This window comes from Sphingorhabdus sp., from assembly GCF_046596595.1.
Taxonomy (GTDB): domain Bacteria; phylum Pseudomonadota; class Alphaproteobacteria; order Sphingomonadales; family Sphingomonadaceae; genus Sphingorhabdus_B.
In genome coordinates this window covers 54,174-73,711 of sequence record NZ_JBKJMB010000121.1, presented here as the reverse complement: position 1 = coordinate 73,711, position 19,538 = coordinate 54,174, and the positions used below count along the sequence as shown (strand labels likewise).

Below are 19,538 nucleotides of genomic sequence, written 5' to 3'. Positions count from 1 at the left end.
GATCCCGATGCCCCATGGCAAGTGGATGGTGACCGCATGGCCGCGCTCGCGGGCAACACGCCGTTTGATCGCTTGCCAGTACAAGGAAGAGTGCGCCAAATGCTGAAGGGCGGCAAGGTCATTTAGACCCGCCGCCCTTTAGCGATAGCAATAAGCTTTTTATTTATCGTGAAGCGATTTTCGAGGACGCAGTTTGCGCCATGCGCACGGACTGAGCCCCCTTGTTTGGAGCCACAAAACACGCGCCGCCTTGCGATTTGATCTTGTTACAAGTGGCATTTGCGCTGACTGCACTGCCAAAGCCAATCGCGGACAGGCGTGTCAGTTTTTTGCCATTCACTGTAACGGTCGTGTTGGCTGATTTAACCCCGCGCAGGGCACCAAAACGCGAGGAATATTTGTTCCATGCCGCTTTTGCGCCAGCTGCTGAAGAAAATGCACCAAGCTGCACCAAATGAGTGCCACGCGAGGATGCCGGTGTTGGCGCACGCGTCGATGCTGGAACATCTGCAATTGCCAACTTCACGGGAGCGGCTGAAGTGCTGATGAGTGGTGCTTCAGGCTTTGATTCGACTGGCGCAGCTTCGGCGAGCGTTACGTCGCTTTCGCCAAGTGCAACGGCGGCATTCGCGACGGGTGCTGCATCCAACGAGTCAAATGATGGTACCACTGGCGCAACATCCGCTAATGCAAGGGCGGCAGGCGGCGTGCTGTTCAGCGCCAGCCGAACTGGCTGACCCGAATCGGACATATCGGGACGAACCTTCAAAAGGCCAGCAACACGTAGCGTATGCGCGCCGGGCCGAGCGAACTGAGCCCATTCGGCGATCCGTTCATTGACGTTGTCCTGTGCCATGTCTTGCGATGCCATCACGCGGGCATCCCGCCAACGGCCATCAAGCGCATAAGCCAAAGCAAGGTTCTGCCGCGTGCGCGATGTTGCGCCATCCACGCGGACGGCCTCGTTTAAGATATTAATTGCCTCGCCGGAGCGTCCAGCCAGCGCCAGTGTCAAGCCAAAGTCGCTCACTGGCAGGATCGAACGGTGCGAAGCGAGGAGCGACACGGCACCTTCGGTGTTGCCTTGCGCGATTTGGCACAATGCAAGGCTGATGACTGTGCGCGGATCAACTTGGCCAAGCTCCATCACGTCCAGCAACGTGCGCTCTGCCGAAACAAATCGCCCGTTAGCCATGTAAACACGGGCGAGCAGCGCACGATAATCTTTGTTCTGCGGCTGTGCTTCCACGGCCATTTCCGCAAATTGAAGCGCGCGGTCGTTCTTGCCTTTGGCGACAGCTTGCTCGGCTTTCCGTGCCCATTGGAACGCTTTTTCAGGGCTCGCCTTCTTTGCGAACTCCTTGCTGGTGCTGCCGGCTCCGGCAGCTGTTGACGTCATGGCGGGCACCGCAACAAATGCAGTGGACAGGGCCAGCTTTACAACAAAATTGCTATTCATGGCATCACCTCAAAAAGTGTAAATTCGAACGTCAATGTCTTTTGCCCGGAAGGTGGGAAGCAAGATGCCCAATTTCGGGCATCGTATCGAGAAGCGCATCCAGTGCATCTGTTACAAGCTGCTGCGCAGACTGATGACGCACAGCGCAAGCCAGCCGGAGCTTTAGGTGCCGTTCGCTATCGAGACGCAGTGTGAAGGCCGCCTTTGCCTTCAAACCGGGCTTGGCACGTGCCCTTGAACGCGGTGCATCGGCCTTGCCGCGACGCGAAATCGGACGCGTTAAGGGTTCTGGCGTCACCGTTACAACCGTCACCGCATCAGAAATCGACTCAGGCTCAGCGGTGAAGCTGTCAAAGCCGGCGTCTATGTCATTATGGGCATCGATAGCGCGCGCGAGCCGGTCTTGTTGATGTTTGACCTCGGGAACAGCAGCGGCGAGCGGATTTGCGCCATGAAAGCTGTGGTCGTAATCCATTGGCGTTGTCGGATCAGGGTCCACATCATAGCCCATATCGTTCCAGCCAAGGTCGTCCTGAGTCATCGCGTTGCCGTTTTCATTCAACATGGACGGACGACGCATTGCGGGACGTGCAAGCCCCTTACGCGCCAGCAATATGCCAGAAAGAGATGCGATTGGTTTTGGTTCACCCATTTTCTTGCCCTCCCTTTCTTAACCGACGACTCGGCGGCCGAAACCACCCATGGGACGCGCAGCGGAAACTTGCTGACTTGTAGCAGCGGGGGCACTGAAAACGGTGCGGCGGAAATTCTTTTCGAGGCGGTCGGAGATATACGACCAAAGCTGGATAACTTCTTGTGATGAGCGACCATTGGGGTCGATTTCCATCACGGTGCGGCCATCAATCATGGACGCCGCAAAATCGGTGCGGTGGTGCAATGTTATTGGTGCCACGGTGCCATGTTGCGACAACGCGACGGCCGCTTCCGAGGTAATTTTTGCTTTGGGGGTTGCGCCGTTTACTACGAAGATCAGCGGCTTGCCTGCGCGCTCGCACAGATCGACCGTTGCACCAACAGCGCGCAAATCGTGCGGGCTTGGACGCGTTGGCACCACAATCAGCTCGGCGACCGAAATCACGCTCTGAATGGCCATGGTAATCGCCGGAGGAGTGTCGATAACGGCAAGCTTGAAGCCCTGCTGGCGTAAAATCGCCAAATCCGCCGCCAGACGAGAGACGGTTGTCTGCGCGAAGGCCGGTAAATCGGCCTCCCGCTCGTTCCACCAATCAGACAACGAGCCTTGCGGATCGATGTCGATAAGCACGACTGGCCCAGCGCCCGCTAGTTGCGCCTGAACTGCCAAATGGCCGGATAGTGTGGTTTTACCCGATCCGCCCTTCTGTGATGCCAATGCGAGTACCCTCACATCATTCCCCTTTGCAAATGTTTCAAAAGGGGTCTGACAGAACAGGGCTAAAAATCCGTTAACGCAGTCTGCGATATCGACGTGGGCGTTTCCCTGGCCTCCGCGCAATTGTTTAATGGCGGGATATCGAAATTTGCGAACAAACCTGCTAATGGCTTGGTTAAATTTTTACGCCAGTAAATTTACCAAATATCAGTTTTTGCACGATAAATTCAAAAATGTTACATGATGCAATGAAAGTGGAGTGCAAGAAATGGCGATGCGGTCTGATGTGAAGCGGTCTGATGTTTTTACGCGGGCTTTGGCTGCATTGGCCATCATGGCGGGCGCGGTGCCCGCTTATGCCGATACAAAGACGGGGATCGAGGCATGGGCGCGCGGCGAATATGAGGTCGCTGTCAAAGAGTGGCTTGATCCCGCCATGGCAGGCGATCCAGACGCGCAATTTAACATCGGTGAAGCATATAAGCTTGGCCGTGGCGTCAAAACCAACCTTAATGTCGCGCTGGATTGGTACCGTAAGGCAGCCGCGCAAGGCCATCTTCAGGCTGCCGATAGTGTTGGCCACTTGCTCCATTACCAACAGAAAATCGCCGAGGCACTGCCCTATCTGCGCGCATCGTCAGACCGCGGTGAGCCGCGCGCCCAATATTTATTGGCGACCGAAATGTTCAATGGCATCCACGTTGAAAAGGATTGGGTTCGCGCTTATGCCCTGATGACTCGTGCGTCATTAGCCAGCTTGGGGTCGGCGTCGCGCAGTCTTGCAAAAATGAACGAATATATCCCGGCTGACCAGCGCAAAGCTGGAACTGCGCTTGCCGCCGAATTTGAACAAAGCACCAATCGTGGCCAAATAGCTCAGGCAGAAAACTCTCCAATCAACACACGCCCAGTAATTGAAACCGCCGCCCCTGTAGCCTTGCCCCCTTCAACCGCTGTGGTGGCTGATCCTGCACCAGTTGCATCACAAATGGCGGCGGACCCGGTATGGCGGATTCAACTTGGCGCGTTCGGTAACGCAGATAACGCCCAAAAGCTCTGGACAAAAATAACACGCAACGTGACGGAATTGGCAGAACTTAAGCCGATTATAAGCAGCAACGGTAACATCACCCGACTGCAGACAGGTCCATTTCGCAACAAGGCAGACGCCGATGCCATTTGCAAAAAGGTCAAGGCAGCGGGCCAGCAATGCTTAAGCGTTGCCACCTCCTAAGCCGCGCAACTAGCCCTAGCTGCACAGCCTTTCAATATCCCGGCCAAGCGTGCTGCGTGCCGCGGCACTGCCCGGCGCGATCATGAAATAATGCGTGCCCGATAGGCTGGCGCGTTCCGAGCAATATTGCGCGCAACCGGTTTCGACGACAGCAGGGAAACGCAGTTCAAAACCGTCATAGCGCGCCGTAAAGCGGCAATTGCCCTGCCCTGTCAGGCGGATGTCCACCTGCTCGCCATTGACCTTTGCGGTACCGTTGCCTTCGCATTTGCTTTCAGGACCATAGACCGACAGAAACCCGATATCAAAGCTGTCGGCTGCCGTTTTGACTGCACACAGCTTGTCGGTACCCAGGTCGCCACGGGTTTCGTAACGCCCGGCAAATTCGGCCTTGTCGGGATCGGGAAGAATACCGGCTTCGACGGCTTTTGCGTCCAGCGCCGCGCCTGCGTCATTGCCGTTCCCCGCCAAATCCGTCAGCCCATCTCCGCACCCCATGAGGAAACACGTTATCGTCAAACCGAGAACGGCTGCGCGCTTCAAGCGGGTTCAAGCCCGGTTTCAGTAACTCTCCGGTAAAAACAGCTTCGCGCGCCCGTATGGCAAGTCGGACCGTCGGGCCGCGCGATAATCCAGATGGCGTCCTGATCGCAATCAATGCGGATATCCACAATATGCAGGACATTGCCGCTGCTTTCGCCCTTCTGCCACAGTTTCTGCCGACTGCGCGAGTAGAAGACGGCCGTGCGGGTTTCGACGCTTCTCGCAAGTGCTTCGGCATTCATATGCCCCACCATCAACAATGTGCCGTCAGCTTCATCGGTGATAACGGCGGTCAACAATCCGCTCGCGTCGAATTTTGGATTAAGCGTCAATCCGGTTTCTTGATCGTCAGTCATGGCTTTGCCTAACCCAAGCATAAATGCCCTGCCAATGTTTTCTTTGGAAACGCTCGCGACCTTTATGACAATATGGCGACAATGAGGGGGAGACAATTGACGCAGCGGTGCCTATAGGCGGGCCAGCGAAGCGCAGCGGGATTCGATATATGCTGACCACCGACCCTTTTGACGACGACAAACTTCGCGAGGAGTGTGGTATTTTCGGTGTCTATAACACTGAAGATGCCTCTGCCATGGTTGCGCTCGGCCTGCATGCCCTGCAACATCGCGGCCAAGAAGCGGCAGGCATCACCAGTTTTGATGATCATGATTTCCATACCCATCGCGCAATGGGGCATGTTGCGGGCAATTTTGATCGCGAAGAAATCATCGGCGGTCTTGTCGGACGCTGCGCTATTGGCCATGTGCGATATTCGACCACGGGCGAAACATCGCTGCGCAATGTCCAGCCATTATATGCCGACCTTGCTACTGGCGGCTTTGCAATCGCGCATAATGGCAATATTTCGAACGCCATGACGGTGCGCCGCGACCTTGTGCGTCGTGGATCAATTTTTCAGTCAACCTCCGACACCGAAGTCATCATCCATCTGGTCGCGACATCGGGTTACCGTACTTTGCTTGACCGTCTGATCGATGCACTCAAGCGGGTTGAAGGTGCTTATTCGCTTCTTTGCCTGACGACCGAAGGCATGATTGCCTGCCGCGATCCGCTGGGCATCCGTCCTTTGGTCATGGGCAAGCTTGGCGAGACCATCATCTTCGCCTCTGAAACCGTTGCGCTCGATATTGTCGGGGCGGAATATATCCGTTCGGTCGAACCCGGTGAACTCGTGGTGGTACGTGGTACTGAGATCCAGTCGCACAAACCATTCATTCCCATTTCCCAGCGGCCATGCATATTCGAACATGTCTATTTCTCGCGCCCTGACTCCATAGTTGAGGGCATCAGCGTCTATTCGGTGCGTAAGGCCATCGGCGCTGAATTGGCGCGCGAAAACGGCGTCGATGTCGATTATGTTATTCCGGTTCCCGACAGCGGGACTCCTGCAGCAATTGGCTATGCCGAAGCCGCCAAAATACCGTTTGAACTTGGCATTATCCGGTCCCATTATGTTGGCCGCACATTTATTCAGCCAGGCGACGGCGTCCGGCATCTGGGTGTGAAGTTAAAGCATAATGCGAACAGAAACCTTGTTGCCGGCAAGCGAATCGTGCTGATTGATGATTCGATCGTGCGCGGCACCACGTCGCTTAAAATCGTGCAGATGATGCGCGAGGCAGGCGCAGCCGAAGTGCATATGCGAATCGCCAGCCCGCCGACGATGAACAGCTGTTTCTACGGCGTCGATACGCCTGAACGTTCAAAACTACTCGCCAGCCGGATGGATGTCGAAGAAATGCGCCAGTTTATTCAGGCCGACAGTCTTGCGTTCCTCTCCATAGACGGCCTCTATCGCGCGTTGGGCGAAGATTCGCGCCATGCTGGCAAGCCGCAATATTGCGATGCCTGTTTCACGGGCGACTATCCCACCACCCTGACCGACCATGAAGAGCATGAAGCGGGTGACCTCATCATGCTGGGCGAACGGAAGCTAGCTTAACCGATGACGAAGATGTTTGAAGGCAAGATTGCACTGGTGACAGGCGCAAGTCGCGGAATTGGCGCGGCAACGGCGAAAGCACTGGCTGCGCAGGGCGCACATGTTATCCTGACCGCACGTACAGCCAAAGATCTTGAGGCTGTCGAGGACGGGATCTTTGACGCTGGCGGAAGTGCAACAATTGCGCCGCTCGATTTAACCGACGGCGACAGCATCGCGCGCCTCGCCGCGGCAGTAACCGAGCGTTGGGGTAAAGTCGACATCCTGATCCTCAATGCCGCGATGTTGGGTACATTAAGTCCCGTATCAGCCATTGATGGCGCTGAATTCGCCCGGCTGTTCACGCTAAATGTGACCGCGCAGCAGGTTATGATTGCGTCGTTCGATGCCCTTTTACGGAAAAGCGAAGCTGGGCGGTTGGTGGCATTGACCTCGTCCGTCGGATCAAGCCCGCGTGCATTCTGGGGGGCTTATGGCGCGTCGAAGGCTGCGCTTGAGAACCTGGTCGACAGCTACGCCGATGAAGTCAAAAACCTGTCGCAGGTGCGCACCGCGATTGTAGACCCCGGCCGAACGCGTACGCAAATGCGTGCAAAGGCCTATCCCGGTGAAGACCCGTCTTCAGTTAAAGAACCTGCGGTGGTTGCAGAGGAGATTTTGGCGATGCTGCAAACCGAGTTTGTAAGCGGACACAGGTTGGTTGTTGAGGGTTAAGCCGTGGCAGTGCCCCACATCTAAGCTTTCGTTCGCCCGTCTTCGTCGTCCTGAACTCGTTTCAGGATAACAAGCGACGATCGAGCGTTATCCTGAAACAAGTTCAGGATGACGATTTGGACATAGGGCAAGACCATTGTCCTCAACGCTCCCCTACCCCTTCACCGCCTCATGCGCCTTTAGCGCCCGTTCGCGGGCGGCCTTGTGGCCAATAACTTTGCGTGGATAGCTTTTCGGGCGCGCGCCAAACTCGTCAGGGTCATGAATAGCAGGCTCTTGCAATTCTGCGAGTTCCGGCACCCATTCGCGTATATATCGCGCCGCATCGAACTTCTCCGACTGCGACAATGGCGCCATGATTCGCACGAACATGTTGCTGTCGACGCCAGTGCCCGCGGTCCACTGCCAATTGACGCTGTTGCTGCCATAATCGGCATCGACGAGCGTGTCCCAGAACCATTTTTCGCCCTCGCGCCAATCAATCAACAAATGTTTGATCAGGAAGGACGCGGTGATCATGCGCACGCGGTTATGCATCCACCCGGTCGCCCATAATTGCCGCATCCCGGCATCGACAATGGGATAGCCCGTCCGCCCTTTGGTCCATGCAACAAAATCGGCCATGACTGCTGGGTCGGACAGGTCACGCCAAGGCAATTTGTCGAACGCATCACGCGCGTTCTTGGCGCCATATTCGGGAAACTGAACAATTACATTCTGCGCATAATCGCGCCAGACCAATTCTTTCAGGAACACATCGACCGAACCGCCTGCGCGCATCGTCGCGTGCCAACAGGCAGCGGGCGATATCTCACCGAAGTGCAAATGCGGCGACAGGAACGATGAGCCCTCAACTGACGGCAGGTTGCGCTTTTCGTCGTAGTACTGGGCCTTGTCATCAAATGCCGCGAGCCGTGCCTGTGCGCCCTTTTCCCCCGGCGTCCACATTTCGGACATGCCGCCCGACCAATCAGGCTTCGTCGGCAACAGGTTCCAGTCGCCAAGATTTTCGCTGTCGGGCCAAGTGTCCGGAACGGTAACTGCCGTGGGCGATGCTAATGGCACAGCAGGCGGCATATGCTGCCACAAGGCCCGCATGAAAGGCGTATAGATCTTATACTGCCCGCCACTTCCCGTGGTCACGCTTCCGGCAGGTAGCAGATAATTGCCGTCATGGCAGACCAGTTCGCAACCCTTGGGCAAGGCGTTTACGACCGCTTTCTCCGCATTGCGCCACCAGGGTTCATAATGGCGGATGCAGTGGACAGCCGACGCGCCCGTTTCTGCGGCGAGCGCATTCAATATCTCGTCCGATTTGCCTGACCGCAGGATTAGCCGCGATCCAAGCCCGCGCAAATCCGCGTCCAAGGCCATAAGGCTATGGTGCAACCACCATCGCGACGCTGCACCCATTTTGCGATGCTTTGGCGTATCGTCATCAAGGATGAACACCGGGATGACCGGCGCACCACTCGCCACAGCAGCCGCAAGCGCCGGCTGATCGGCCAAGCGCAGGTCACGCCGGAACCATAAGATTACGGGCGCGGTCATTTGCTATCTGCTTTCAATGGCAAGGTAACGGTAAAACGGTCGGCTACTAAGGGATCGGAAAAACGCTGATCGGACAAAATGATGTTCTTCCCCCCTTTATCTGTTTTTATGACGGGCATTCGCGACCAGAAAAGAAACGCCTTGGCGTCGCTGTTTCCCAAGGCCAGAACTTTTGGCTTTAAATCCGCCCGATGCATCGATCCATTGTCCTCGATTTCCTGATAGCTGCCGTCGAAGCCATAACCAGCGCGGCCCTTTCCATATCGGCCGTTGCCGCGCCATTCGATGTCACGCCGCCAGAATTGAAAAGGGACGGGATTAGCCACGACTAATCCCGGTGTGACAGCAAATTTTGAACGGAGTGTCGTGGCCACATTGGCCTCAATGCGCCCAGTGATCAGACCGTTTGCGAAAATATAAGCGGAGATTGCCGCAAAGCTGACAAATGCAGGTAGACGCCAGTTGGGCGCGCTCTTGCGCTCACGGCGCAGCGAAACCCAAACGCCAGCGATCAGCGCGACCCACAGCCAAATGTCGATGATGAACAGGGTATCGCCATAAAACCACTGGCTCGAAAACGGCTCAAGCAGTCGAATGCCGTAGCTGTTGAACCAGTCGAATAAAGGATGGCTGAGGCAACCGATATAAGCCAGCGCAAGCAGCCAGCCTTTATGCACAGGCAACCGCTTTTCTGGTCGCTTGCCGCGCTTCGCCTGCCAATTGTCGAACCACAGCATGATAACCCACAGCAACAAAGGCAAGATGAACATGGCTATGGGCCCGTGCGTGATCCCGCGCCGCAGCGCCAGATGTTCCTGCCCGCCAAGCAAAGTCGCCACCGCGTCAATATCCGGAATGTTCGCTGCAATGATGAGCGTCGGCATCGCCAACCCGGTCTTGCGCTTTAAGCCAATCTGGCCAAGCAATGCGCCAACAAGGCTGTGGGTGAGATTATCCATAGGGCTTAGCTGGCCGAATGGCCACCCGATGGCAATACCGAGTTATCGCTGTGAAGAGTTTTGTTTACGCAGGGGCGCGGAGGGGATCGTGGGGAGATTGTTCACGGCCCCGTTGGTGCATCATCTACAATATTGTTCCGTTTCAAGATTTGGGCAAGCAATGCAAGCACGGAGTTGCAGGCTTCAACAATTAGTTAATACTGCGTCATTATTAATTAAAAATGGCCCGAAAAACAGCATCTTTCAAATATTGAGGCGCCTTTGCGCCATTTGTTACACTGTATATCCGACCCGAGTCATTTCACTTCTCCACCATCAGACATTCCGTATGAATACATAATTTTTCTAATATCCGAATAAATAAATCTTGAACCATAAGAACTTAAATATAATTTATCCGATTTTTTTTCGTAAAAAAAATATGAGCGAACGATAATTCCCAACAATTTTTTCTTTTTATATATATACAAAAAAATATGATCACTTGATTCTATTTCATAATAAATCATAAATTTTTTATTTTCATAGATGCAAAAATAATTACAAAATAATCTTCCTGAAATATCTATTATTAGATCACTTGAATTTAATATATCTTCAACTTTAATATTGTTAGGTGGAAAATCGATGATCAAATAATTACATTCTGATGGCTTGGAATTAAATTTATTACATGAATATCTATTTTTAAGCTTAAACCAATCATTTTTAATTTTTCTATCGGTAATTTCTATTGATTGGCCAGTATTGTTAAATTCGTTTTGATTTTCTCGAGATAACTTGAGCTGTCGCAATCGTGTCTGAGCAGCCTCATTGCCCTCAATCTTTGGTCCCGTGCTAACCACGCTGGTCGTGACACCCGAAGGCCCGGGGGTATACATCATCCGCGATCCACCAAGAGGGGCGGCAGCGATCTGATACAGCTTTATCGACTTAATCAGATCATCAGGATCAGCTGAGTTTTCAAACCAGCGGCCGAGCTCATATTGCACCTGCTTGTCGCCAGCCATCGCCTGCCGCGCCTGCTGCTGAATGGCGGCGTCGGCTGCGCCGGGTTTCAGCGATATCCCCATATAGCGCGAAGGCGCAGCACAACCGGTCAGCGCAATCACTGCGCTGATCAGGATCACTGACCTCTTTGCCCTAAAAAGAATCATTCCGCGCAAATTAAACCCCCGTCCGATGATAGAGGGTCAACCACAAGATACGGAAATTCAATAAAAATAGTTCATATACTAATCGTTCGGGTAGCGAACCACGCCGCGTGCGCCGCTCACCGTCTCCTGTATCCCGGGCCTTGGCAAAGGGAGAGCAAGTGGCAGAGGCACGCCGTACCAGAGTGTCATCACGTCGTGCGCGAACGATGGGTGTCTCGACTACGCTCGACACGAACGGGGAGTGAGCATCAACTTAGAGAGCACCTGTTAAAAAACCCGTTCGCATCGAGCATCGTCGAGATGCCGTCCGGTCATGCGAGACCTGAGTGGGTAACAAACCCGTTAAAACTAGTTCCTCAGCGGTCTCCGCGCCTCTGCGTGCAAATCCTAAACTTCCGGATGCCCTTCTTCGACGGTCCAGGTCTGCCCCTTCGCAAGCAGCTTGCCGAGATCGGCGGTCTTGCCTGCACTTGCGGATATATTCTGCGCCACGACCACATCATTGAACGTCGGGCGCGGGTCGTCATACAACACGCCCAACGCCATTGGAAATTCGCCGAACGGCATTTCCACAAGCATATGCGCAAGCGAGCGGTTTTTGACATCGTGGACGAGCACGCCCGCCTCTTGCCAATCACCGTCCACGACATCGACCACCTTCAACGTCAACGCCGCGGTGTCGAGCGCGATGCCCTTTGTTCCGCCGGATTTGTCATTGCCGAACAGCATTGGCTCACCATTGCGCACCCAAAGTTGATGCCCTTCGGCGCCCTTTGGCGTCGCAAATTCTTCGAACACGTCCTTGTTATAGACGATGCAGTTCTGGAAGATTTCAATGAACGCTGCGCCGCGATGGGCATGCGCGGCCTTGAGCACTTCGGGCAGGTTTTTTGAAATGTCGAAGCCACGCGCAACAAAGCGGGCACCTGAACCCAGCGCAAAGGCGCATGGCGTTGCTGGCCGGTCAACCGATCCATAAGGCGTTGACGGGCTGTGCGTGCCCACACGGCTTGTGGGCGAATATTGGCCCTTGGTCAGGCCATAAATCTCATTGTTGAACAGCATGATCTGGCAATCGAGATTGCGGCGCAGCAAGTGCATACTATGGTTGCCACCGATGGACAGCGCGTCGCCATCGCCCGTGATGATCCAGACATCAAGGTCAGGGTTGGCCAGCTTAACGCCCGTTGCCACCGCTGGCGCACGGCCGTGAATGGTGTGGAAGCCATAAGTTTCCATATAATATGGAAAACGTGATGAGCAGCCAATGCCGCTGATGAACACGGTATTCTCCGGCGTAGCGCCGATTTCGGGCATGGTGCGCTGCACCGCCTTCAGGATCGCATAGTCGCCGCAACCCGGGCACCAGCGGACCTCCTGGTCGGTTTCCCAATCCTTTGGCGTGGTCGCTTTAACGGGGGTCATATCGTTCATGTGAAGTTCCAGTTTTACGCATTTTTACCCAGCTACGAATTAGATCGATGGCAATGCCTAACATCATGCCACCAACGAATGCGCTTCTTAAATCCTTGGCGTTTTGAGGATTGCCTCCATTTATCATCACCCAACCGATCAGCACGAAACACAGGCTAAGCACAATCAACATATGAGGATATTTGAAAACGAGAGATTTATTGTCAACTTCACCCGATGTCGTCCCAAGTCCGACTACCCAAAAAATAAACTCTAAAAATGGAAAAAACAGCATTCCCATGATTACCAATACCGGGATGGAAGGAATATCCCGACCAATGGCCTCAGCGCCAGATACTCCCATAAATGCGCCGGATACGAGATAAATGTACCATTTTATTTTACTCTGAGTGGTAAGTACGACGTCAGTCATCCTAATGCCCGTTCAATCGCAGCTTCAATTTCGGCGATGGTAAAGGGTTGCCCCGAAACCTTGTTGACTGGCCTTGCATCGACAAGGAACTGGTCGCGCAACACGGTCTTGAGCTGTCCTGTATTCATTTCGGGCACGATGACCTTGTCAAAGCTCTTGAGCAGTTCACCCATATTCTTTGGCATCGGCCAGATATGCCGGATATGAATATGTGCCACGTCGACGCCTTCGGCGCGCTTGCGGCGGACGGCTTGCGCGATTGGCCCGTAGGTCGAACCCCAGCCGACGACGGCCAGCTTCGCACCAGCGGCACCCTGCTCGAGTATTTGGTCTGGAATGCTGTCGGCAACATTGGCCACCTTGGCCGACCGAATGTCGGTCATCGCCTGATGGTTGGCGGGCGCGTAATTGATGTGGCCCGTATCAACTTCTTTTTCGATCCCCCCGATGCGGTGGAGAAGACCGGGCGTCCCGGGTTTTACCCAAGGCCGCTTCAGTTTGTGATCGCGCGCATAGGGCTTGAAGCCGCCTTCGGGAATGGTTTCCAGAAACTCGACAGGGAAAGGCTTGTAAGTCTCCAGATCAGGGACTTTCCAAGGTTCGGCGGCATTGGCGATATAGCCGTCGGTCAGCAGCATGACGGGGGTCATATATTCCACCGCAATGCGCACCGCTTCAATGGCGCAATCAAACGCATCGACAGGCGAACGTGCCGCAATGACGGGCATCGGCGCGTCGCCGTTCCGGCCATAAACCGCTTGATACAGGTCGGATTGTTCGGTTTTGGTCGGCAAGCCAGTTGAAGGCCCGCCACGCTGGCTGTTCACGATAACCAAAGGCAGCTCGGTCATGATGGCAAGACCCATCGCCTCGCCCTTCAATGCAATGCCTGGTCCCGAGGAGCTGGTGACGCCCAATTGCCCGGCATAGCTTGCGCCAATTGCCGAACATATCGCTGCAATCTCGTCCTCCGCCTGAAATGTGGTGATGCCATATTCCTTGAGGCGGCTGAGGTGATGCAAAATGGCCGACGCCGGCGTGATGGGATAGCCGCCAAAGAACATCTTCAGCCCGGCAAGCTGCGCACCTGCAACGAGACCATAAGAAATGGACTCCGCACCAGTCACCGTGCGGTAAAGGCCAGCTGGCGCAGGCGCTGCATCGACATGATATTGCTTCAATGGTCCGGCAAGCTCGGCGGTTTCGCCATAAGCATGGCCAGCATTTAACGCCGCAATATTGGCTTGCGCCAGTACGGGGTTCTTTGCAAATTTGGCGTTGAGCCAGTCCATGATCGGCTGACGGTCACGGTCGAACATCCAGAGCGCAAGTCCAAGCGTCCACATGTTTTTGCAACGCAGCGCTTCTTTATTTCCCAGCCCGAACGGCTTGACCGATTGCAGCGTCAGCGCGCTGATATCAAACGCCAGCAATTGCCATTTGGCAAGGCTGCCATCTTCCAACGGGTTGCTGCTATATTTCGCCTTATCCAGGTTACGTTGTGAAAATTCGCCGGTGTCTGCGATGATAAGTCCGCCAGCGCGTAACGCCGCAACATTGGTTTTCAATGCCGCAGGGTTCATCGCAACCAGCACATCCGGCTGGTCGCCTGCGGTATCAATTGCCTGCGCGCCAAAATTGATCTGGAATGCTGAAACGCCGAACAACGTGCCTTGCGGCGCACGAATTTCGGCCGGAAAATCGGGGAATGTGGCAAAATCATTACCGGCTAACGCCGCCGATAACGTAAACTGCCCCCCCGTTAGCTGCATTCCGTCGCCACTGTCCCCTGCAAAACGGACGACAACCGCATCGCTTTGGATTGGGGTGTGATCGTTCGACTTTTCGTTTTTGAATGCCGTAGCCATTCGTTTTCAACCCGTTTTTGAACGCATTTATGTCTCCGTTTTGCCTAATCCCATTCGGGCGGCACTGCAACGTTTGAAACAGCGCGCATAGGCTCTGCTGATAACTGCCACCCAATATACTGGACCTGTCCCGCGCGCCGCCCTATCACGCCGACAAGATGGAGATTGAGATGACCGAAACCACCCCCTTTGTCCGCCCTGACGTGGCGTTGTTCCTGCAGTTTCTGAACGCCGTTCCCGGCCCCAAATTCTGGGAAGTTTCTGCCGAAGAAGCGCGCGCGATGACCGCTGCGATGCGTGATGTTGCCGATGCGCCGGTAGGTGAGCTGGCTGTCATTCGTGACATTGAAATTCCCGGCCCAGCAGGTACGATTCCCGCGCGCGTCTATGACAGCCGCGCAGAACGCAGCCCAGGCCCAGTCATGGTATTTTACCATGGCGGCGGTTTTGTGATTGGCAGCCTTTATACCTATGAGCCTTATTGTGCCGAAGTTGCGCGCCTGCTCGATTTGCCCGTTATTTCGATTGATTACCGCCTGTCGCCTGAATACCCGTTTCCCGCGCCAGCCGAAGATTGCGAAGCAGCCACCCGTTGGATTGCGACCAGCCCGGCCGAATTGGGCCTCGAAGTAACTGGCCTCATCACCTCTGGTGACAGCGCCGGCGGTAACCTGACCATCGTCACGACGATGGCACTGCGCGACAAGCCTGCCGCGGTCCCTGTGTTGGTCCAATTTCCCATTTACCCCGTCGTCACGCTTGATCCTGATTGGCCAAGCATGCGCGAATTTGCCAATGGCTATTTGCTGACCGACGAAGCAATGGCCTTTTTCAGCGAAGGCCATGCCGCATCGCCTGATGACTATCGTTCGGAACCGCTGAATTTTGCGCAAGAGGGCATGCCGCCAAGCCTTGTGACCACGGCAAGCCTTGACCCGTTGCGCGATCAGGGTCTCGCCTATGTCGAAAAGTTGAAGCAAGCTGGCGTGCGCGTTCAACATATTAGCGCCGACGGCAACATTCACGGTCATATCAACATCCGCCAAGCGATACCTTCAGTTCAGGCCGACATACAAGTCTATATCGCTGCGCTAAAGGCCATGCTGGCAGACGTGACAGCATCGGTATGACCGACAATTTCGCAGACCTGCCCTACCGCCCATGCGCTGGCATCATGCTCGCCAATATGGCGGGCAAGATATTCGTCGGCCAGAGGTTGGACCGCCCCGAAGGTACTGACGCGTGGCAGATGCCCCAAGGCGGTATTGATGATGGCGAAGATGCCGAAACCGCTGCGTTGCGCGAACTTACTGAAGAAACAGGGGTGCGCGCAGACTTGGTAGATATTCTGGCGCGCAGCAAGAATGAGCATTTTTATGACTTGCCCGACGATATGATCGGACGGATCTGGAAGGGCAAATATCGCGGCCAGCGGCAGAGCTGGTTCTTGATGCGCTTCAAAGGCACCGACGCCGATATCAACATCGAAACCGCGCATCAGGAATTCACCCGTTGGCAATGGGTCGATGCCCCGCAACTCCCGCAATTAATTGTGCCGTTCAAAAAGCGGCTATATGAAAATATCCTGGCGGAATTTGCCGACCTTATTTGAGGCGGCGGGACGAACGGCGTTTTTCGTCGGCAGCTTTAACGTCAATTCGTCTTGGGCTCTGGCGGTGCGCCCAAAGTCGCTTTCAAATCCACTGCGCTCGCCTGCGCCTGCTGTTTCTGGGACGCAGAATCAATCGCTAGCGAAAGCCGTTCGGCGGAAGAACAATTGGTGCGGCATAATGTTTTCAGCCGCGCGATATTTTTGCGTGCGAGTTCAAGCGCACCCTTTGAAATAAATGCATCGGCCTGTTCAGCCAGTGCGATCTGGTCATTGGGTTCAAGCTCCAACGCCTCTTTGTAAAAGCCGATTGCCTTGCCATCCAGACCTTGTGACTTAACTGCACGTGCCATGGCGACATAAGCCGCCCGGTTGCGTGGATCGACGGCAAGCGCCGATTCATACCAGCCAATGGCGTTGTCGAGGCGGCCTGCACTGGCTTCCTGATCACCCGTCTTCATCAGTGCGACGGATCGCGCATCAATTTCATCGTCTGCACGCCCGCCGATACTGGCGCTCGACATGACGGCTAGGGTAAGTGAAAGGGCAATGGCGGCAGGCGAAAAGCGCATAAAATATATCCAAAAAAGTTCGAAGCGCGACGCTATCACAGCTTTTGGAGCCTCGCGAAGTAAAATCCATCACTATTGTCATGCAACGGCGTCAGCAACACGCCATCTCCGTCGGCACGACCCGCTGCAACGCCGGTGTCAACAGCACGCCAGCCCTGATGCGACTTCAAAAATGCTGTCACTTGTCCCTTGCCCTCACTTTCGATCAGCGAGCATACCGCATATACCAAATACCCGCCACGCGCGACCATTTCCGACCCAATGTCCAACAGCTTTGCCTGTTCGTCAATGACGCGTTTCAAACGCGCAGCATCCAGACGCCATCGTGTTTCAGGGTTCCGCCGCCAAGTGCCACTCCCCGAGCAAGGCGCGTCAATAAGCACAAGGTCACAAGCCGCATTCAGATCGGACAGCATCTCCTTTTCCTTGCCGGGGTTCAGCAGCCGGGTTTCGACATTCGTTGCCCCTGCCCGCGCCGCACGCGGCTTCAACTGGTCCAGACGGTTACGGTTAGTGTCGGTCGCAATCAGCCGCCCGTGGTTTCGCATCGCCGCTGCAAGACCGAGCGTTTTGCCGCCTGCCCCTGCACATAGGTCAAGCACAGTTCCAACGCCCTTTGCCTGACATGCCTCAACTATAAGCTGACTACCGAAGTCCTGAATCTCGACCAAGCCATTTTCCACTGCTGGATGGCTGTCGATGGCCGTTCCGCCGGGAAGCCGAAGCGCAAACTCCAGCGCGGGCAAAATTTCCGCCTCGGGCAATAAAGCCGCCACTTCGTCGCGGCGTGCTTTCAACGCATTGACGCGCAAATCCATTGGCGCGCGGTCAAGCAGCGATGCCTGCTCATTCTCGTCGATATGTGCCGAGAACAAAGGCTTTATCCATTTGGGCAAATCTCCGCCCGTCGAGCGCGCCTCCGCCGGGTCAAGGACCGCCGGACCATAATCGCTGCCATCGAACAACGCCGCAAGTTCGGGGTCGGCATCCGCCATGGCTGCGAAGGCCGAACGCGCGGTCGCTGGCCGTTTGCCAAAGCGCCGGATGACGCCCCATGCCAGATCGCGCACCGCGCGGCGGTCCTTTGATCCTGCATAGCGCCGCTCGGCAAAAAAGCGTTTGGCAATTTGGTCAGCAGAAGCACCGCCGTCTTTGGCAGCAAGAATGATTTGATCCACCAGCTCAATCGCCGATTGCACACGTGCGGCGGGTCTCATAATTTAACGCGTCGGATAATTTGGTGCTTCGCGTGTGATGGTAACGTCATGAACATGGCTTTCCCGTAATCCGGCATTGGTGATGCGCACAAACTGCGCGCGTTCCTGAAGGTCGGCGATGGTACGCGAACCTGTATATCCCATAGCCGCCTTTACGCCGCCCACAAGCTGGTGGATGACGTCGCGTGCTGGCCCCTTGAATGGCACCTGCCCCTCAATGCCTTCGGGAACCAGCTTGAGCTGGTCCTTGATATCCTGCTGAAAATAACGGTCGGCCGAGCCACGTGCCATTGCGCCTACACTGCCCATGCCGCGATAGCTTTTATATGCGCGGCCCTGGTAGAGGAATGTTTCGCCCGGCGCTTCTTCGGTGCCAGCCAAAAGCGATCCGACCATCACCGACGATGCGCCTGCGGCAAGCGCCTTTGCAAGGTCGCCCGATGTGCGCAGCCCGCCATCGGCAATGACGGGAATCCCCGATTTCGCCGCTTCGGCAGCCGCGTCCATTACCGCGGTCAATTGTGGCACGCCAACGCCAGCAACAACGCGCGTAGTGCAGATAGAGCCTGGGCCAATGCCAACCTTGATGCCGTCTGCACCCGCATCAATCAACGCGCGGGTCGCGGCTGCAGTTGCAACATTGCCGGCGACGACCTGAACCTCTGGGGCCATGCGCTTGATTTCGGCAACCGCCGCAGCAACCATTGCGCTATGGCCATGCGCGGTATCCACAACGATCAGATCACATTCGGCGTCGATCAATGCCTTGGTATAGGCCAAGCCCTTTTCACCCACAGTCGTCGCCGCCGCAACGCGCAAGCGACCCGAACTGTCCTTGGTTGCATTGGGATACAGCACGGCCTTTTCGATATCCTTGACGGTAATCAGGCCAATACAATGATAGGCATTGTCAACCACCAGCAGCTTTTCAATCCGCCGCTGATGCAGCAAGCGCCGCGCCTCTTCCTGTGTCACCGACGCCGAAACCGTCGCCAGATTTTCGTGCGTCATCAATTCGGACACAGGTTGCGCAGGATTTTCGGCAAAACGGACATCGCGATTGGTCAATATGCCGGCAAGCTTGCCGCTCGCTTCGACCACGGGAATGCCGGAAATCGCGTTCACCAACATCAATGCCTGCGCCTCGGCCAATGTCGCATTGGGCGCAATGGTGATCGGGTTGACGACCATGCCGCTTTCAAAGCGTTTGACCTGACGCACCGCCGCGCACTGTTCTTCAATGCTGAGGTTGCGGTGCAATACGCCAATACCGCCAAGCTGCGCCATTACGATAGCCATGCGGGCTTCGGTTACGGTGTCCATCGCCGATGAAATCACCGGGATGTTAAGCGAAATGGTTTTGGTCAGCCGAGTCCGCGTGTCTGCCTGACTTGGCAAAATGTCCGACGCCCCGGGCTGCAACAGCACGTCGTCAAATGTCAGTCCGAGGGGGATGTCTTTCATGTGGCCACCG

The 19,538-nt window shown here is 55.3% G+C and carries 19 protein-coding genes and 1 pseudogene; 6 read left to right on the top strand and 14 right to left on the bottom strand.

The window, feature by feature from the left end; genetic code table 11:
* Positions 1–126 (top strand): annotated as a pseudogene (locus tag ACLL9E_RS12065) (dihydroorotase); the annotation flags it as partial.
* 37 nt (positions 127–163) lie between these two features.
* Here the strand turns inward: ACLL9E_RS12065 and ACLL9E_RS12060 are convergent.
* From ACLL9E_RS12060 to ACLL9E_RS12050, 3 genes are read right to left on the bottom strand one after another with little or no spacing between them, the layout of a single operon-like run.
* The gene (locus ACLL9E_RS12060; RefSeq protein WP_411291982.1) at positions 164–1,459 is read right to left on the bottom strand and encodes a tetratricopeptide repeat protein; all 1,296 of its coding nucleotides are present in this window, start codon (positions 1,457–1,459) and stop codon (positions 164–166) included.
* A 31-nt stretch (positions 1,460–1,490) separates the two neighbouring features.
* Positions 1,491–2,111: a hypothetical protein gene (locus ACLL9E_RS12055; protein WP_411291981.1), complete on the bottom strand. Its 621-nt coding sequence runs from the start codon at positions 2,109–2,111 to the stop codon at positions 1,491–1,493.
* Between the two features lie 18 nt (positions 2,112–2,129).
* On the bottom strand, positions 2,130–2,846 hold the full coding sequence (locus ACLL9E_RS12050; protein ID WP_411291980.1) for an AAA family ATPase: 717 nt from the start codon (positions 2,844–2,846) through the stop codon (positions 2,130–2,132).
* A 253-nt stretch (positions 2,847–3,099) separates the two neighbouring features.
* Between ACLL9E_RS12050 and ACLL9E_RS12045 the strand changes: the two genes are divergently transcribed.
* Positions 3,100–4,065 (top strand): SPOR domain-containing protein, encoded by a 966-nt coding sequence (locus ACLL9E_RS12045; protein WP_411291979.1) that lies wholly within the window; start codon positions 3,100–3,102, stop codon positions 4,063–4,065.
* A 15-nt stretch (positions 4,066–4,080) separates the two neighbouring features.
* On the opposite strand, the gene ACLL9E_RS12040 is transcribed toward ACLL9E_RS12045, so the two are convergent.
* Positions 4,081–4,608, bottom strand: coding sequence for a hypothetical protein (locus tag ACLL9E_RS12040; protein WP_411291978.1), 528 nt, complete (start codon positions 4,606–4,608; stop codon positions 4,081–4,083).
* Positions 4,605–4,964 carry a phosphoribosyl-AMP cyclohydrolase gene (hisI, locus tag ACLL9E_RS12035; protein WP_411291977.1) on the bottom strand — a complete coding sequence of 120 codons (360 nt, stop codon included), beginning with the start codon at positions 4,962–4,964 and terminating at the stop codon, positions 4,605–4,607. Before hisI ends, ACLL9E_RS12040 begins: the two co-directional genes overlap by 4 nt.
* 149 nt (positions 4,965–5,113) lie before the next feature.
* Here hisI and purF point away from each other — a divergent pair, with 149 nt between their 5' ends.
* Together purF and ACLL9E_RS12025 are read left to right on the top strand one after the other, a co-directional pair.
* Positions 5,114–6,571: an amidophosphoribosyltransferase gene (gene purF, locus ACLL9E_RS12030; protein ID WP_411291976.1), complete on the top strand. Its 1,458-nt coding sequence runs from the start codon at positions 5,114–5,116 to the stop codon at positions 6,569–6,571.
* Between the two features lie 3 nt (positions 6,572–6,574).
* Entirely contained in the window at positions 6,575–7,285 is a 711-nt protein-coding gene (locus ACLL9E_RS12025; protein ID WP_411291975.1) for an SDR family NAD(P)-dependent oxidoreductase, read from the top strand.
* A 153-nt stretch (positions 7,286–7,438) separates the two neighbouring features.
* Here the strand turns inward: ACLL9E_RS12025 and ACLL9E_RS12020 are convergent, their stop codons facing one another.
* The 6 genes from ACLL9E_RS12020 to ACLL9E_RS11995 form a co-directional block, all read right to left on the bottom strand.
* Entirely contained in the window at positions 7,439–8,836 is a 1,398-nt protein-coding gene (locus ACLL9E_RS12020) for a cryptochrome/photolyase family protein (RefSeq protein ID WP_411291974.1), read from the bottom strand.
* Positions 8,833–9,795 carry a metal-dependent hydrolase gene (locus ACLL9E_RS12015; protein ID WP_411291973.1) on the bottom strand — a complete coding sequence of 321 codons (963 nt, stop codon included), beginning with the start codon at positions 9,793–9,795 and terminating at the stop codon, positions 8,833–8,835. The genes ACLL9E_RS12020 and ACLL9E_RS12015 overlap by 4 nt, the downstream gene beginning before the upstream one ends.
* A 296-nt stretch (positions 9,796–10,091) precedes the next feature.
* Entirely contained in the window at positions 10,092–10,925 is an 834-nt protein-coding gene (locus ACLL9E_RS12010) for a hypothetical protein (protein ID WP_411291972.1), read from the bottom strand.
* A gap of 414 nt (positions 10,926–11,339) precedes the next feature.
* Positions 11,340–12,386, bottom strand: coding sequence for a 2-oxoacid:ferredoxin oxidoreductase subunit beta (locus ACLL9E_RS12005; protein WP_411291971.1), 1,047 nt, complete (start codon positions 12,384–12,386; stop codon positions 11,340–11,342).
* Entirely contained in the window at positions 12,364–12,798 is a 435-nt protein-coding gene (locus tag ACLL9E_RS12000) for a hypothetical protein (protein ID WP_411291970.1), read from the bottom strand. Before ACLL9E_RS12000 ends, ACLL9E_RS12005 begins: the two co-directional genes overlap by 23 nt.
* On the bottom strand, positions 12,795–14,666 hold the full coding sequence (locus tag ACLL9E_RS11995; protein WP_411291969.1) for a 2-oxoacid:acceptor oxidoreductase subunit alpha: 1,872 nt from the start codon (positions 14,664–14,666) through the stop codon (positions 12,795–12,797). The genes ACLL9E_RS12000 and ACLL9E_RS11995 overlap by 4 nt, the downstream gene beginning before the upstream one ends.
* 170 nt (positions 14,667–14,836) lie before the next feature.
* Here ACLL9E_RS11995 and ACLL9E_RS11990 point away from each other — a divergent pair, with 170 nt between their 5' ends.
* Complete coding sequence (locus ACLL9E_RS11990) at positions 14,837–15,796, top strand: alpha/beta hydrolase (protein ID WP_411291968.1); 960 nt, start codon at positions 14,837–14,839, stop codon at positions 15,794–15,796.
* Positions 15,793–16,278, top strand: coding sequence for an RNA pyrophosphohydrolase (locus tag ACLL9E_RS11985; protein ID WP_411291967.1), 486 nt, complete (start codon positions 15,793–15,795; stop codon positions 16,276–16,278). Before ACLL9E_RS11990 ends, ACLL9E_RS11985 begins: the two co-directional genes overlap by 4 nt.
* A 41-nt stretch (positions 16,279–16,319) precedes the next feature.
* Here the strand turns inward: ACLL9E_RS11985 and ACLL9E_RS11980 are convergent, their stop codons facing one another.
* The 3 genes from ACLL9E_RS11980 to guaB are packed head-to-tail and all read right to left on the bottom strand — an operon-like array spanning position 16,320 to position 19,528.
* On the bottom strand, positions 16,320–16,847 hold the full coding sequence (locus ACLL9E_RS11980) for a hypothetical protein (protein ID WP_411291966.1): 528 nt from the start codon (positions 16,845–16,847) through the stop codon (positions 16,320–16,322).
* A gap of 35 nt (positions 16,848–16,882) precedes the next feature.
* Positions 16,883–18,064: an RsmB/NOP family class I SAM-dependent RNA methyltransferase gene (locus ACLL9E_RS11975; protein WP_411291965.1), complete on the bottom strand. Its 1,182-nt coding sequence runs from the start codon at positions 18,062–18,064 to the stop codon at positions 16,883–16,885.
* A 3-nt stretch (positions 18,065–18,067) separates the two neighbouring features.
* Complete coding sequence (guaB, locus tag ACLL9E_RS11970; RefSeq protein ID WP_411291964.1) at positions 18,068–19,528, bottom strand: IMP dehydrogenase; 1,461 nt, start codon at positions 19,526–19,528, stop codon at positions 18,068–18,070.
* Positions 19,529–19,538: the final 10 nt, after the last annotated feature.